Genomic DNA, 14,572 nt, shown 5'->3' with positions numbered 1-14,572 from the left:
ACAACGTGACGCGATGGCGAGCCTAGAGCCCCTGACCCGCGTCCCACAGCCTCTCGGACGCCCCGGAGATGAGGCTGGCGAGCGACACCGCCTGAGCATCCGTGAGCGATGCGACGTAGTCGATGATCCCTCGACCCTCCGCCACGCGTCGACGATCGCTCGCCGACGCACGGTACGCCGACGCGTCGCCGGGCAGTGCGTCGTAGTCGTCGTGGGCCAGCGTGACCAGGTCGAGCAGCCTGCGAGGGGCGCGCCGCACGTCGTGCGGATCATCGAGCCACGCGGCAAGCGCGTCGACGAGCCGCTCCAGGATCGTCGCCTGTCCGCGCTGATACACGGCGAGATCTGGACGGTGAAGGACGAACCGCTCCTGCAGGAACTTCAGCACTGCAACGTCGTGCCATGCCCCCGTGTCGAGGCTCACGTGCCCCGAACGGACGGGCGGGTCCGCGTGCACCACCACGGAGCGCTGCAGGCGCGACACCCAGCGGCTCATGAACACCGCCAGCCCGCGGTCGGCCTCGAGCGACCCGTCGAACGGCACGGCAAGCAGGCCATCCACGACGTCGGCCTGGATCCGGGCCACCGACTCTCCGAAGGCGTCGTCATCCGCGATCCAGGAGTCCTTGCCGATCAGGCGCCGACGAAGCGACTCCAGGCCCCGGCCCGGAACGCGCGCCGAACGCTGCAGCTCCTCCGTGGACATGGCGGCGAGGACGCTGCGGTCGCGACGCCACGTCCGGAACTCCGCGGACACCGCCGCGTGCCCCAGGAGCGAGGCCCGGTAGAAATCGTCCAGATCGTGCAGCGAGTACGCGACGTCGTCGGCAATGTCCATGACGGAGCACTCGACCGTCTGCTGCAGAGGCGCGATGGCGGGGTGCGCCGCGCGCGCCTGCAGGAAGTCCTCCCGATCGAGCGAGTAGGTGGAGAACTTCGCGGCACCCTCACCCGGCATGCGCGGCGTGAGACCACGCGGGCGATCGAGACCTCCGGTCCACAGGTCGCCCTCCTCGCGCTCCCACGGATACTTCAGCACCGCAGCCCGGACCGCGGCCGTGAGGTTCAGCCCCGCGCCCGCCCTGTCGTACTCGTCGAGCCGCGTGAGGATGCGGAAGGACTGCGCGTTGCCCTCGAAGCCCTCGACGAGCCCGAACCTGTCGCGCGCGAGCCTGTCCAGAGCCTGCTCTCCCAGGTGCCCGAACGGAGGATGACCCAGATCGTGGGCGCTGGCCGCCGCCTGCACCACCACCGGGTTGCATCCTCCGAGCCGCTCCACGAGCCGACCCCGCTCACCCGCGTCAGCCGCGAGCGAGACGGCGATCGCCCGCGCGACCGCAGTCACCTTCACCGTGTGGGTGAGCCTGTTGTGCACTGCGAGCCCCGCGCCGGACTGGGAGATGACCTGGGTGACGGCGGACATCCGCGAGAAGTAGGGCGAGAAGCGGACTCGCTCGAGGTCGACACGGAACTCCGGCTCACGCTCCAACCGCTGGAACTCGTCGAGCGCCTCCGGCACCTGCCGCTCCATGCGAGGGTCGTGCGAACCGCCTGGCTGGCGCGTCATGAAGCAGCCGCCCTTGCCGCCTGCTCCATCCACGCCTCGGCGTGCGACCTGTTCTCTGCGCCCGCGGCGAGCGAGACGAGCACGGCAGCCGTCCTGCCTGCGAGCTGGTGCGCGTCCACCTGGTCGAGCATCCCCTTCGCGAGCGCGAAATGCACGTCGGGCACGTGCCGGTAGCCGTAGGGGCTGAACGTGGGCAGCGTGAGCATGTGCGCGAGCAGGCAGGCGGCATCGTCCACCAGGTGGCCAGGGCCCGCGGTGTCCAGGTCGATCAGGCTCGAGGCGGCGAGCGTGCCGTCACGGGGTGCGAGGAAGAGGTTCGCAGCATGCAGGTCGCCGTGGACCGGGACCACGGGTCCGGGGTCGCCTCGTCGCAGCCGATCGCCGACGAGGTCCTCGATCTCGCCTGCCCAGGGTAGGCCCCGCTCACGGGCCTGCGCGGCATACTGCGGCAGCCGATCCGTCCACGAGGGCCGACGCGACAGGGCGAGCGCCGCGGGCGAGAGGTCGTTCAGCACGTCCAGGACGGCCTGTGGGGGCACGATCGGGGGGATGCTCTGCCGGCCCTGGGGGTCGTAGAGGTGCTCGGTGAGCGGGCGTCCCGTCGCGGACTCGAGCAGGACCAGGCCGTCGCCGAGCACCCTTGCCTCGGGCGCGAAGCTGCTGAGCCGGTAGCGCGCGGCGACATCCTCGGCGTGCGCCGGCTCCACGACCTTGACGTACCGGACATCCTGGGTGGCGGCGGGATCGCCCGCGGCGCAGCACTCGATCCGCAGCACCGCCCGTCGCAGCGGGCGCAGCACCAGCACCGACATGCCCCGCACCTCGATAGGCGTACCGAGCGCCGCCGTGATGGCCCCGCCGAGCGCGACGGGGTCGCAGGCCTCCGCGAGCCCTGGAAGCAGCGGGTCTGCAGGATGCTCCCAGACCTTCACCTGATCGGGCCCTGCGCTCACGGTCATCACGCCGGGATGGTCGCCGTCGGCGAGCGCGATGGTCGACGCCACGAGGTAGCGGTGCGCGCCGTCGATGACGACGTCGTAGGAGACGGAGAGCTCGGCTCCCGGACGGTCGTGGACCGCGTCCACCGACCATGTCTCGAGCGACCGGCCGGCAGCCCCGAGCGCCTGCCTGAGCAGTGCCCCAGCGCCATCGCCGGTCAGCAGGGCCCTTCGGTCCGGTGTCATGCGCCCACGCTACAGAAGGGCACCCGGAATGCACTGTTCATTTCATGAGAACGAGTTCCCGTGGACTGCTCACCACCGGACTCCTCCTGCCGATGTGGAGGTCTGACGACCGCCTCGCGCGCGTCTGGCAGTCAGGGCATACGCAGCAGAAGGGTGCACCACGTGTTCAACCGCGATTCCGCCGATCGAGCAGGCTCGACCGAAGGTGCCGGCACCCGTCCGGCTGACAGGGCCCGCATGGTGGCCTCCGCGTCCGTGGCGCTCGAGAACCACTACTGCGACTCGTGCCGTGCCGGCCGGCTGTGCGACCTGGCCATGCTCGCGCAGGACGTCCTGGCGCTCGACCAGCTGCTCGCAGCGCGGGAGGAGTCCAGCGCGGTCGCCGCGCAGATCGAGCAGGCGCACCAGGACGGCCGGATGGAGGCGGTGGCTCAGGCGCTCGCGGTGATCGGCCGTGCGGAGGGCGAGCTGCGGGCCGAGGCCGACGGCGACGCGCACCACCCGGCGTTCCTCATGGCCGAGACCCTTCGCCACCTGGGGCTCACGATCCGGCTCGAGATCCGCGACCCCGACTCCCCCACGACGCTCGAGGTGCTCGCCCGCGCCGAGGAGGCGCGGGAGCTCGCCAAGTACGTGCGCGAGGTCTCGGAGCAGTACCGCACGTCGCAGAAGGATGTGGCGGAGGCGCTGGACAACGTGGCCGGCGACATCGCGAAGGGCACGGAGGGCGTGAACCGTCTGCTGGAGGCCTCGAACATCAACACGCCGGTCGACAAGCTGCGTGAGCTCGCGTTCGACCCCGACTCGGACGTCCGCTGGTGGGCCGCGCAGAACCCGAGCACCCCGACCGAGACGCTCATCGAGGTCGTCTCCGCGGAACGTCATCCGACCGTGCTTGCCGCGCTGCTGGTCAACCCGAACCTTCCGGACCGCCTGGTCGAGGTGTTCGTGGACTACAGCAACCCGGACGTCGCGGGCGTCGCGCGCCGCCGCCTGGGCGCTGCGACGGTCTGACCGCAGCGGGCGGCACAGGACCCGCAAGCATGACGAAGGCCCCCGGCATGAGCCGGGGGCCTTCGTGCGTGGTGGGCGATACTGGGATCGAACCAGTGACCTCTTCCGTGTGAAGGAAGCGCGCTACCCCTGCGCCAATCGCCCTTGAGCGGATACCACTATAGCGGCTATTTGGACCTCGGAGGTGCAGGGTCCAGATCCGCGTCGGCCGCGGCCTCGAAGACGCCGCGGAGACGCTCCAGCAGCCGACCTGGCGCGAGCTCGACGCCGTCGAGCATCTGGACGTGCTGGACGCGCCGCGTCGACGACGTGACAGCCGCCGCCGCCTTTCCACGGAGCACCTCGTCGAGCACGCTCATCTCGAGCTCGCCCGGCGCGGTCACGCGCACGGGCACGCCCGCCCGCGCACCCCACTCGAGGGCGAGCCCGCGCGTGATCCCGGCAAGACAGCCCGACGCGAGCGGGGGCGTCACGATCTCGCCGTCCCGCTCGATGAAGATGTTCGTGCCCGTCCCCTCGCAGAGGTGACCGTGGGTGTTCGCCATGATCGCCTCGTCAGCGCCCTTGGACGCCGCGTACGCCACCATGACCGCGTTCTCCGCGTATGACGTCGACTTCACGCCCGCGATCGCTGAGCGCTCGTTGCGCCGCCACGGCGACCTCACAGCCCTGCAACGTTCCGGCGCCGCTCCGTCGGACACGACGACAGCGATCCTGTGAGGCCCGTCCCCACGCGCCGAGCTCATGGGACCGGGGCCCGACGACACCGTGATCCGCACGCGTGTCGCGGTCTCCCCCGCCTCGTCGAGCGCCTCCACGACGCCGGTGCGCACCAGATCCGCGTCGAGCGGACCCATCGCCATCCTGTCAGCCGAGTACTCGAGCCTGCGGAGATGCCTGGTGAGCGCGAACGCCACGCCGCGCCTCACCTCGAGGGTCTCGAACACCCCGTCGCCCACGGTGAATCCATGGTCGAGCGGCGAGATAGCAGGTGCCTCAGGGTCCACCAGGGCGCCGTCGAGCCAGGCCACGGGAATCATGGGCTCATTGTGTCGGCTGAGGCGAGGGCTATCAAGCGCCGCGCCTTGAGGGCCGTCTCCTCCCATTCCCCTCGGGGGTCCGAGCCCCAGGTGATCCCGGCGCCGGTGCCGAAGCGGAGCGTGCCTCCCTCGGTCGCATCCCACCAGAAGGTCCTGATGCCCACGGCGAGCTCGGCGCGCCGCGCGTCGGCGTCGATCCAGCCGATCGCACCGCAGTAGGGCCCACGCGGTTCGGGCTCCTCCCTGGCGATGATCCGGAGCGCCGACGACTTGGGCGCGCCGGACACCGAGCCGGGCGGGAACGTCCCCGCGAGGAGGTCGGGCCACATCTGGTCGGTCCAGTCGTGCACGCCGTCCAGACGGGCCTTCACGGTCGATTGAAGGTGCACCAGGCCTGGGTGCGGGTGCTCGGCGAGCAGCTCGGTGACCTCGATCGATCCAGGTTGCGCGACGTGCGAGAGGTCGTTGCGCACCAGGTCGGTGATCATGACGTTCTCCGCGACGTCCTTGTCGAGCATCCGCCCGCCCGGCGCCACCGTGCCCTTGATCGGTGCCGAGCTCAGTACCGCACCGGTGACGGAGAGGTACGACTCGGGGGACGCCGAGACGACCCAGGCGCCCGGCATCGCGTCCGTCTCCGGGATGACGATGCGCGCGGCGTAGCGCGCCGGGTTGCCGTGGCTCAGACGGTCGGAGAGCGCGACGGCATCGGGTCCTGGCGCCTCGGCCCGCAGCGGCGCCGACAGCACGCGGCACAGGTTGACCTGATAGACGTCGCCGGCCCGGATGTCCTGCCGGATGGCGCGCACGCCGGCGACGTAGGCGTCCTCGTCGAGCGACGTGCTCCATTCGGACGCCACCGGTCCGTCCCACCGGCGGTGCGGCGCCGGCGGCGCTGCCGCAGGGGCCCGATGCTCGGCTCGCGCGAACCTCCAGGCGTCCAGTCGGCCCTCGAAGGTGCCCACGAGCACCCACAGCCCGCCTTCTGCGAGACGATGACCGTCGACGGCTGCATCGATGTGCTCCACCGGCGAAGCCGCAGACAGACCGCGGAACTCGGCGCTGCCGAGCCTTCGCGCATCGTCTCTCCAGTCCACGGAGACCACCGTAACGGGGCTGCCTGAGCACGGCACGATGGCGTTTGCGACACGCCGGGGAAGGCGATTTGGTGTTGCCCAGATGTTTCGGCTAGAGTCTTCTTCCTGTCAGGGCAACAGCCCAGACACGCGGACGTGGCTCAGTTGGTAGAGCATCACCTTGCCAAGGTGAGGGTCGCGGGTTCGAGTCCCGTCGTCCGCTCGTAGGTTCGACGCCAACCTTGTGTTGGTCACCACGGTGGGTTGGCCGAGAGGCGAGGCAGCGGCCTGCAAAGCCGTATACACGGGTTCGAATCCCGTACCCACCTCGCATGGGCGATTGGCGCAGCGGTAGCGCGCTTCCCTGACACGGAAGAGGTCACTGGTTCGATCCCAGTATCGCCCACCACGTACGAAGGCCCCCGGCAGATGCCGAGGGCCTTCTTTCATGCTCCGGACCGACCGCCGTCCATCCGCTGGAATGAGGATGGCCCCGGCCACAAGGTCACGAACTCGTCACGATCCTGTGCGCACCCCCGCGATGCGGCCCGTGGGCCTCGCTACAACGGACCGAAAGAGCGCGTCGGGGGCGCTACCAGCCCACGGAATCGGTCGCTCGCTCCAGGGTCCTCAGGGCAGCTGAGCTGTGCGCCAGCAGGCGATCCCTCGCGCTGACGTCACCTTCGGCGACGATCCGCACGAACTCCCGGAACTCATCGACCATGCGGTGGGGATGGTTCTCGACCTCGAGCGGCCGCGAGCCGGCGGGAGTGGTGAGAACGAGCGGCCCACATGTGTTCGGCGCACCGTGCATCTCGATCGTGGCCTCGTCGCCCTGCACGGCCGCGTGCGACGACGCATGGGAGTCCTTGGCGCACACGACGACCGCCTGCGTCTGCGCGTACGAGAGCACGAGGACGCCGGAGGTGTCGACGCCTCGCTCCAGCGTCGGGTGGTACGAGACCGAGTCCGGTTCGCCCAACAGACCGACCACGAAGTGGATGCCGTAGATGCCCAGGTCCCGCAGCGCTCCCCCGCCGCGCCCGGGGTCGAAGGCCGCATGCACCTCTCCCGCACGGAACGCGTCGTACCGCGACGACCTCTGCGAGTACACGCACTCGACGAGCCTGAGCCTGCCGAGAGACGGCAGCCGCCGCACGATCTCGCGGTAGGCGCGGTGGTGCACAGTCGTGATCGCCTCGAGCAGCATGAGGCCTCGTGCTGCGGCGATCCGGGTGAGCTCCTCGAGCTCCGCCACGGTGGACGTGAAGGGCTTCTCGCAGACGACGTGCTTGCCCGCCTCGAGGGCCGCGCGTGACGCGGCGTGATGAAGATCGTTCGGCAGGCCCACGTACACCGTGTCCACCTCTGGATCGGCGAGACACGACCCCAGATCCGTGTAGACCTTCGGGATGCCGTGCGCCCGGGCGAGCTCCTCCAGCCGGTCCTGTGACGTGGGTCGACCCTGGATGGCGACGACCGTGAGCCCAGGCACATCGGCGACCGCGGACAGCAGGTCGCGGACGATCATCCCGGATCCGAGCAATGCGAGTCTCATGGGGACATCCTGTCCTACTCGGTTCCGGGGCATCGACCTCCCGATGCCCCGGAACCTGAGTGTCGTCAGGCCTGGAGCGATGCTCCGTGGGTGCGGATGACGTCGGCATACCAGTGATAAGACTTCTTCTTGTACCGCTCGAGGGAACCGGTGCCGTCGTCGTCGCGGTCCACGTAGATGAAGCCATAGCGCTTGGACATCTGCGCGGTCGATGCGGAGACCAGGTCGATGGGGCCCCACATCGTGTAGCCGAGAAGGTCGACGCCGTCCTCGATCGCCTCAGCGACCTGCAGCAGGTGATCGTTGAGGTAGGCGATGCGGTAGTCGTCCTCGACGGTCTTGACGCCGTCGACCTCGACCAGCTGGTCCTTGGCGCCGATGCCGTTCTCCACGATGAACAACGGCTTCTGCCAGCGGTCCCAGAACTGGTTGAGGATGACGCGCAGGCCCTGCGGGTCGATCTGCCATCCCCACTCGGACGATGCGAGCCTGGGGTTCGGCACGCCCCCCATGATGTTGCCGGCGCCGTCCGCCTTCACCGAAGGGTCGGCCGTCTCGCAGATGGACATGTAGTAGCTGAACGACACGAAGTCGACCGTGTTCTTCAGGTCCTCGACGTCCTGGTCCGTGATGTTCAGCGCCACGCCCTTGTCACGGAAGAACCGCTTCGCGTACCCGGGGTACTCGCCGCGGGTGTGGACGTCCGAGAACATGAGGTTCGCGTGGTCGGCGTTCATCACGGCCACGACGTCGTCCGGGTCGGTCGTGAGCGGGTAGATGGGCATGGCGATCACCATGCAGCCGACCTTGATGGCGGGGTTGATCTCGTGGGCGACGCGCGTCACGCGTGCCGAGGCGACGAGCTCGTGGTGGATCGCCTGATACAGGTCCTGCTCGGACAGCTCGGACTTCGGGGTGTTGATGCCCCCGGAGCCGAACGGGATGTGGAGCACCGAGTTGATCTCGTTGAAGGTGAGCCAGTACTTCACCCGGGAGCCGTACCGCTCGAAGCAGGTGCGGGCGTACCGCTCGTAGAAGCCGATCAGGTCACGGTTGACCCAGCCGTCGTACTTCTCCGCCAGATGCAGCGGCGTCTCATAGTGAGACAGGGTGATCAGCGGCTCGATGCCGTGCTTCTCGAGCTCGTCGAGCACGCGATCGTAGAACGCGAGGCCCTCCTCGTTCGGCGTCTCCTCGTCACCCAACGGGAAGATGCGGCTCCACGCGATCGAGAAGCGGAAGACCTTGAAGCCCATCTCGGCGAACAGCGCGATGTCCTCGGCGTAGCGGTGATAGAAGTCGATCGCCTCGAGCTTGAGGTTGTCCGCGGTGGGGCCGTCGACGCGGTCGAACATGATGCCCTGAGGCGTCACGTCCTGGATCGACAGGCCCTTGCCGCCCTCGGCGTAGGCACCCTCGATCTGGTTCGCGGCGGTCGCACCGCCCCAGAGGAAGCTCTCAGGGAAGCGGGGCGCGATGTCTGTCATGGGTGTTCCTTCTCTCTTGTAAGGTTCCGGGCGCGACGCAAGGACGCGTCCGGACGGACGTGTGCGAGGTGCGCTCAGCCGCGAGCGCGGGCGACGATCTGCGACACGGTCGCGTGAAGCTCGTCGAGGTGCGAGGTGGGGGCGATCTGGAGCTGGCCCATCAGGTGCAGCGCGAGCGCCACTCCAGGCAGCTGTGCGATCCCGGGGACGTCGGCAGCATCCTGATCCGCGAGGATCAGTCGCAGCCGCACCATGCAGCGCTCGACGCCCACGATGTTGTCCACCCCGCCGGCGAGCACGACGATGGACGACGCCAGGGCGGTCGACTCAACCGGCATCGGTGCCGCCCGTGCCGACGCCGAGCCCCGCGGTGAGCCGCATCACGTGGATCGAGAGGTACAGCACCTCACCCTCGCCCACATCCCATCCGTACCGGCTCGCCAGGTACTCGGCCATGCGGGTCGCGGTCGCGTGCTCCCGGGGCTGGGTCGCCCTGATCGCCTCGGCGAGCGGAGGTGTCTCGAGGTCGCGCCGGATGCCGCTACGGCCTCTGACGTAGAGGTAGCGCAGGTGGGTCACGAACCGCGCGACCGCGGTGGAGTCCTCGTCGATGTCTGCGCTGTACTCCTGCCGGATGATGTCGAGCATGTGCGCCAGCTCGGTCGTCATGTTCACGGTCGTCGAGATGTCGCGTGCCCCGAACTGCGCGTTGACGAAGTGCAGCGCGAGCGGCACGGCCTCCACGTCGGGAAGCCTGACCCCGGTGGACTGCTCGATCATCGTGAGGGCCTTGCGGGCGAACTGGAGCTCCTCTGCGTACAGGGACTCGACCTCGTACCTGAGCGGGTAGTCGATCATGGGGGCCTGCTCGCGCGCACGTCTGAGCGCGAATGAGATGTGATCGGCCAGCGGCACCAGCACGTGGTCGGTGACGTGGTCGCCCAGTGCGGCGCGCCCCTCGGCGACGATCCGCTCGGTGAGGTCGATGTCCTCGCCAGGCAGGGACTCGATGAGCGCCGCGATCCGGTCTGCCGACGCGTTCGCGCCGGGGACGAAGCGTCGCTCCACGAGCGACTCGTCGACGACGTCGCCGCGCTTGGCCTGGAAACCGACGCCACGCCCGAACAGCACGACCTCGCCTCCCTGCTCGTCCGTGCCGAGCACGACCGAGTTGTTGAAGACCTTCGCGATTCTCATCGACGACTCCCGTTCACCAGGGCCGCGTTGCCCTGCGACTTGACGATACGCAATGTGCGTCATGTGCGGAGACACGGGTGCCGGGTCCGCTGCGACTCGTCGCCACGGCGGACCCGGACCTGTGTGCTAGCGGACGACCGTGATCAGGTCTGCGGCGCCGTCGACGTCGGCGTCGGTCGACATGGTCACGCGATCGCTCTCGCTCGCGTTGGTGATGATCACGAGCGTCGTCGTGTCGTAGCCGTCGGCCTTCACCGCGTCGAAGTCGACCTGGGCGAGCGTGTCGCCGCGGGCGACCCTCGCTCCCTGGGCGACCTTCGGCGAGAAGTGCTTGCCATCGAGCTTGACCGTGTCGATGCCGATGTGCACGAGCACCTCGAGACCGCCAGGAGTGCGCAGGCCGTAGGCGTGCGGCATCACGGAGACGACCTCGCCGTCGACCGGTGCGACGACGGTGCCGGACGTCGGGAGGACGCCGACGCCGTGGCCGAGCGCGCCCGAGGAGAACACCTTGTCGTTGACCTCGGCGAGCGGGATCACGGTGCCTGCCACCGGGGAGCCGACCTCGACATCGCCGGCATCGACCACCTCACCGGTGGTCTCCTGCTCCTCGGCGATGTCCTTGAACCCGAGCACCATCGTGAGCGTGAACGCGATCACCATCGCCACGCCGGTGCCGATCAGCTGAAGGGCGAAGTTGCCGATGTTGAGAGTCGACGTCAGCGTGATCAGACCGGGAACCACGAATCCTTCGGCAGCGGAGCCGCCCGCCGCCGCGATCGCGCCGCCGACAGCGCCACCGATGACGCCGTAGATGAAGGGCCTCTTGAGACGCAGCGTCACGCCGTAGATGGCGGGCTCGGTGATGCCCGCGAGGATGCCCGACACCGCGGCGGGGCCGGCCACACCCTTGAGGCTCTTGTTCTTCGTCTTGAGGAAGACCGCGACGGTGGCCGCGCCCTGTGCGAGCACCGCGGCGAACAGCGGACCGGTGAGGAGCGAGTAGCCCTGCGTGGTCAGGTCCTGGATCATGACCGGCACGAAGCCCCAGTGGAGTCCGAAGATCACGAAGACCTGCCACCCGGCACCCATCAGGGCGCCGCCGATGACCGGGCTGAGGTTCCAGAACCAGTTCACGCCGTTGGAGAGCCCGTCGCCGAGCCAGTTGGACAGCGGGCCGATCACAAGGAACGTGACGGGCACGATGACCGCCAGGACCACCATCGGGTTCACGAAGTTGCGGATCGACGACGGCATGAACCTGTCGAGCAGCTGCTCGAGCTTCGCCTGCGCGTAGATCGCGAAGATCATCGGGATGACCGCCGAGAGGTAGGCGGGCATCGGCAGCGGGATTCCGAAGAAGTTCAGCGCGCCGCCTGCCGCCGCGAAGTCGTGGAGCGTCTGGGAGACGCCGTCGGCGTTCGCGATCACCGCGACCGTCTGCGAGTAGACGAGCGCGCCGGCGATGGCGATCGCCGTCCACTGGTTCGCCTTGAACTTCTTGGCCGCGGTCACCGCGATGAAGAACGGGAGGAACTGGAACGCGGCGTCGCCTGCGGCGTACCAGATCGCGTACGTCGACGTGCCCCCGAACGACGGCCACGCCCACACTGCGGTGGCGAGGAGGGCCTTGAGCAGACCGGTGCCTGCGAGGATCCACAGGAACGGCGTGAAGATGCTCGTGACCAGGTCGATGAGGCGCGCGACGATGCCGCCGGAGCTGCCGCCGCCCTCGCCGGACACGCCCTCGTTGCTGATGATGCTCTCGAAGACCTTCGCGACGTCGTTGCCGATGACGACCTGGAACTGTCCACCGGACTCGACGACCGTGATGACGCCCTTGGTGGACTCCACCTTCGCCTTGTCCGCCTTGTCGCGGTCGTTGAGCTGGAAGCGCAGCCGTGTCGCGCAGTGCGTGACCGACTTGACGTTGCCCTTCCCTCCGATCGCGGAGATGACCGCGGATGCGGTCGAGTCGTACTTGCTCGGAGCTGCCATGATTCCTCCTTGAATCAGCCCTGGGGTATCGCCACCGCCCCGTAGACGCAAAAAGACCCGGACCTCGAGAAGGGACGCTTCGCCGCAGCCGACAGCTGCACGTCCTTCGAGACCCGGGTCTTGCCTTGGAAAGTAACAATCCCGTGTGTTCGATCGCGGGCCATTCCGCGATTGCAGGGAACCTAACACTCCGGATCACCCGACGCAAGTGGAACTTGTCGCGCCTGATGCCGGGCCGACGAACCGGTTCAGCGTCTCTCGCGCGCGCGAGACCCGCACGTCTTCGGCAGCGCGACTTGCAAACCGGGACCACACGGAGGTAGCGTTCCCGGCACTGACGGATTGTGACCGGAGCATCGGGCAAGACCTGGACAGCGGCAGACCTGCCGCGCCAGGTCTTTTTTGTTGCCCCAGCACCGTCCGCCTCCAGCAACGGAGCTCGAGAAAGGGCACGAAATGCCGCAGCGCACCACCACCATCGCGAACCCGACGGGTCTGCACGCACGCCCCGCCGCGCTGTTCGCCAAGACCGCCGGAGCCTCCGGTCACAGCATCACCATCGCGAGAGACGGCGAGGCACCTATCGACGCCTCGAGCATCCTCATGATCATGGGCCTCGGGCTCGCGCACGGCGATGCCGTCACGCTCGTCGGAGACGAAGGCGCCGATGCGATCCTGGACCAGCTTGTCGAGCTGCTCGAGAGCGACCTGGACTCGGTGCCCGCATGAGCGTCGACGCCGGCGTGGTGACCCTGCGCGGCATCGGCGTGGGCCGCAGCTGCGCCGTCGCACCGATCGCCTTCATGCACCCGGCTCCGGTGGCGCCTGCGGACGAACCCGCTCCGGTGGACGTGGCCACCGCTGTCCAGCAGGTCACGGACGCCTTCACCGCTGTCACAGCCTCGCTCCAGGCGCGTGCCGACGCCGCCACCGGCAATCTCGCCGAGGTGCTGCAGGCGACCGCCCTGATGGCGGGCGACGCCGCTCTTCACGCCGACGTCGTCAAGCGCGTCGAGTCCGGCACCGGGCCCGCGACCGCGGTGACCAAGGCGGTCGAGACCTTCGCCGCGATGTTCGAGGCCGCAGGCGGATACCTCGCCGAGCGAGTGACCGACCTCAACTCGGTCCGCGACCGCGTGGTCGCGCGTCTGCTGGGCGCGGCGGAACCCGGGCTGTCCCTCTCGGAACGCTCGGTCGTCGCAGCAGCGGACCTGTCCCCTGCCGACACCGCCGCGCTGGACCTGGACCTGGTGGCGGGCATCGTCACCGAGCTGGGCGGCCCCACCGGCCACACCGCGATCATCGCCGGCCAGCTGGGCATCCCATGCCTGGTACGGGTCGAGGGCATCCTCACCGTCGCGGCAGGCACCGAGGTGGCACTGGACGCCGCCGACGGCACCGTCACCGTGGCCCCGTCGGACGGGCTCAAGGCAGCCATCGCCGCACGCGAGGAGCGCGCCGCCGCTCTGGCCGGTGACACCGATCCCGGCGCGACACGCGACGGCCACAAGGTCCAGCTGCTGGCCAACATCGGCACCCCGGCCGACGCGGTGCGCGCCGTCGAGGCCCATGCCGAGGGGGTCGGCCTGTTCCGCACCGAGGTCCTGTTCCTCGATGCTGCCGAGGCGCCGACCGCAGAGGCCCAGGCCACGACCTACCGGCAGGCCGTCGAGGCGCTCGGCGGCCGCAAGCTGGTGGTCCGCACCATCGACGCGGGTGCCGACAAGCCGCTCGCGTTCGCGACGCAGCCCGACGAGGACAACCCTGCACTCGGCGTGCGCGGGTTCCGCCTCACGAGGATCCTCCCCGAGCTCATCGACACCCAGCTCGCCGCTCTGGGCGCCGTGACCGACGACTCGATGTGGGCCATGGCGCCCATGATCGCCACGCCCGCCGAGGCTCGTGACTTCGCCGCGCGCGCACGAGCGGCAGGCATCGGCACCGTCGGCGTGATGGTCGAGGTCCCTTCGGCCGCGCTGCGCGCCGAGGCGATCCTGCGCGAGGTCGACTTCGTATCGCTGGGCACGAACGACCTGGCACAGTACACGATGGCCACGGATCGCCTGCGGGGCGAACTCGCGGATCTGCTCGACCCGTGGCAGCCGGCGGTGCTCGAGCTCGTCCGCTCCACCGCGCAGGCAGGTCGTCGTCTCGGCAAGCCAGTGGGCGTGTGCGGCGAGTCGGCGTCCGACCCCCTGATGGCGCTCGTGCTCGTCGGCCTCGGGATCACGTCGCTCTCCATGTCCCCCGGCGCGATGGCCGCGGTCCGCTACGCCGTGCGGACCCACACCCGTGCGGAGTGCGAGGAGATCGCGATGGCTGCGCTCGCGCAGGACGAGGCCGCGGCGGCTCGCAGCGCCGCCCTGTCCAAGATCAACCCGGACGCGCGCGAGGCGCTCGGGCTCTGAGACGGTCGCCGCGCCGGGCCCTCTCCAGCCTGCCCGGCGCGGC

Annotated in this window: 12 protein-coding genes and 4 tRNA genes; 6 read left to right on the top strand and 10 right to left on the bottom strand. The window is 69.3% G+C overall.

Features of this window, described 5'->3' with window-relative positions; translation table 11 throughout:
• Positions 1–22: 22 nt before the first annotated feature.
• Together RN607_RS06410 and RN607_RS06405 are read right to left on the bottom strand one after the other, a co-directional pair.
• On the bottom strand, positions 23–1,567 hold the full coding sequence (locus RN607_RS06410; protein WP_313545133.1) for a deoxyguanosinetriphosphate triphosphohydrolase family protein: 1,545 nt from the start codon (positions 1,565–1,567) through the stop codon (positions 23–25).
• Complete coding sequence (locus RN607_RS06405; RefSeq protein WP_313545130.1) at positions 1,564–2,751, bottom strand: phosphotransferase; 1,188 nt, start codon at positions 2,749–2,751, stop codon at positions 1,564–1,566. The genes RN607_RS06410 and RN607_RS06405 overlap by 4 nt, the downstream gene beginning before the upstream one ends.
• A gap of 162 nt (positions 2,752–2,913) precedes the next feature.
• On the opposite strand from RN607_RS06405, the gene RN607_RS06400 reads away from it, so the two are divergent.
• On the top strand, positions 2,914–3,765 hold the full coding sequence (locus RN607_RS06400) for a hypothetical protein (protein ID WP_313501145.1): 852 nt from the start codon (positions 2,914–2,916) through the stop codon (positions 3,763–3,765).
• A 69-nt stretch (positions 3,766–3,834) separates the two neighbouring features.
• Here the strand turns inward: RN607_RS06400 and RN607_RS06395 are convergent.
• From RN607_RS06395 to RN607_RS06385, 3 genes are all read right to left on the bottom strand, one after another.
• Positions 3,835–3,909 (bottom strand) — tRNA-Val (locus RN607_RS06395).
• Between the two features lie 23 nt (positions 3,910–3,932).
• Entirely contained in the window at positions 3,933–4,805 is an 873-nt protein-coding gene (locus RN607_RS06390; protein WP_313545128.1) for an aminotransferase class IV, read from the bottom strand.
• Positions 4,802–5,902: a chorismate-binding protein gene (locus RN607_RS06385; protein WP_313545126.1), complete on the bottom strand. Its 1,101-nt coding sequence runs from the start codon at positions 5,900–5,902 to the stop codon at positions 4,802–4,804. The genes RN607_RS06390 and RN607_RS06385 overlap by 4 nt, the downstream gene beginning before the upstream one ends.
• Positions 5,903–6,031: 129 nt before the next feature.
• Between RN607_RS06385 and RN607_RS06380 the strand changes: the two genes are divergently transcribed.
• The 3 genes from RN607_RS06380 (at position 6,032) to RN607_RS06370 (ending at position 6,290) form a co-directional block, all read left to right on the top strand.
• Positions 6,032–6,104 (top strand) — tRNA-Gly (locus RN607_RS06380).
• Between the two features lie 35 nt (positions 6,105–6,139).
• Positions 6,140–6,210 (top strand) — tRNA-Cys (locus RN607_RS06375).
• 5 nt (positions 6,211–6,215) lie between these two features.
• Positions 6,216–6,290: transfer RNA gene (locus RN607_RS06370), tRNA-Val, on the top strand.
• Between the two features lie 183 nt (positions 6,291–6,473).
• Here the strand turns inward: RN607_RS06370 and RN607_RS06365 are convergent.
• The 5 genes from RN607_RS06365 to RN607_RS06345 all read right to left on the bottom strand — a co-directional run bounded on the left by RN607_RS06365 (position 6,474) and on the right by RN607_RS06345 (position 12,121).
• Positions 6,474–7,439, bottom strand: a complete 966-nt coding sequence (locus RN607_RS06365; RefSeq protein WP_313545124.1) for a Gfo/Idh/MocA family protein — start codon at positions 7,437–7,439, stop codon at positions 6,474–6,476.
• Positions 7,440–7,504: 65 nt separating this feature from the next.
• Entirely contained in the window at positions 7,505–8,926 is a 1,422-nt protein-coding gene (locus tag RN607_RS06360; protein ID WP_313545122.1) for a glycoside hydrolase family 1 protein, read from the bottom strand.
• A gap of 74 nt (positions 8,927–9,000) precedes the next feature.
• On the bottom strand, positions 9,001–9,264 hold the full coding sequence (locus tag RN607_RS06355) for a PTS sugar transporter subunit IIB (protein WP_313545120.1): 264 nt from the start codon (positions 9,262–9,264) through the stop codon (positions 9,001–9,003).
• Positions 9,254–10,123, bottom strand: coding sequence for a PRD domain-containing protein (locus RN607_RS06350; protein WP_313501128.1), 870 nt, complete (start codon positions 10,121–10,123; stop codon positions 9,254–9,256). Before RN607_RS06350 ends, RN607_RS06355 begins: the two co-directional genes overlap by 11 nt.
• 126 nt (positions 10,124–10,249) lie before the next feature.
• Complete coding sequence (locus tag RN607_RS06345) at positions 10,250–12,121, bottom strand: beta-glucoside-specific PTS transporter subunit IIABC (RefSeq protein WP_313545118.1); 1,872 nt, start codon at positions 12,119–12,121, stop codon at positions 10,250–10,252.
• 456 nt (positions 12,122–12,577) lie between these two features.
• On the opposite strand from RN607_RS06345, the gene RN607_RS06340 reads away from it, so the two are divergent.
• Both RN607_RS06340 and ptsP read left to right on the top strand, forming a co-directional pair.
• Entirely contained in the window at positions 12,578–12,850 is a 273-nt protein-coding gene (locus tag RN607_RS06340; RefSeq protein WP_313545116.1) for an HPr family phosphocarrier protein, read from the top strand.
• A complete protein-coding gene (gene ptsP / locus RN607_RS06335) occupies positions 12,847–14,529 on the top strand; it encodes a phosphoenolpyruvate--protein phosphotransferase (protein ID WP_313545114.1) in 1,683 nt (560 codons plus the stop codon). Before RN607_RS06340 ends, ptsP begins: the two co-directional genes overlap by 4 nt.
• The last annotated feature ends 43 nt before the right edge of the window (positions 14,530–14,572 follow it).

Origin of the sequence: Demequina capsici (assembly GCF_032102965.1) — a bacterium.
Lineage (GTDB): Bacteria > Actinomycetota > Actinomycetes > Actinomycetales > Demequinaceae > Demequina > Demequina capsici.
This window is presented reverse-complemented; position numbering and strand designations above follow the sequence as displayed.

What these genes read in the sequence shown, in the direction of transcription:
- RN607_RS06350 (WP_313501128.1), bottom strand. Translation starts at nt 10,123, where the DNA reads ATGAGAATCGCGAAGGTCTTCAACAACTCGGTCGTGCTCGGCACGGAC.
- RN607_RS06355 (WP_313545120.1), bottom strand. Translation starts at nt 9,264, where the DNA reads ATGCCGGTTGAGTCGACCGCCCTGGCGTCGTCCATCGTCGTGCTCGCC.
- RN607_RS06365 (WP_313545124.1), bottom strand. Translation starts at nt 7,439, where the DNA reads ATGAGACTCGCATTGCTCGGATCCGGGATGATCGTCCGCGACCTGCTG.
- ptsP (WP_313545114.1), top strand. Translation starts at nt 12,847, where the DNA reads ATGAGCGTCGACGCCGGCGTGGTGACCCTGCGCGGCATCGGCGTGGGC.
- RN607_RS06360 (WP_313545122.1), bottom strand. Translation starts at nt 8,926, where the DNA reads ATGACAGACATCGCGCCCCGCTTCCCTGAGAGCTTCCTCTGGGGCGGT.
- RN607_RS06340 (WP_313545116.1), top strand. Translation starts at nt 12,578, where the DNA reads ATGCCGCAGCGCACCACCACCATCGCGAACCCGACGGGTCTGCACGCA.
- RN607_RS06410 (WP_313545133.1), bottom strand. Translation starts at nt 1,567, where the DNA reads ATGACGCGCCAGCCAGGCGGTTCGCACGACCCTCGCATGGAGCGGCAG.
- RN607_RS06345 (WP_313545118.1), bottom strand. Translation starts at nt 12,121, where the DNA reads ATGGCAGCTCCGAGCAAGTACGACTCGACCGCATCCGCGGTCATCTCC.
- RN607_RS06405 (WP_313545130.1), bottom strand. Translation starts at nt 2,751, where the DNA reads ATGACACCGGACCGAAGGGCCCTGCTGACCGGCGATGGCGCTGGGGCA.
- RN607_RS06390 (WP_313545128.1), bottom strand. Translation starts at nt 4,805, where the DNA reads ATGATTCCCGTGGCCTGGCTCGACGGCGCCCTGGTGGACCCTGAGGCA.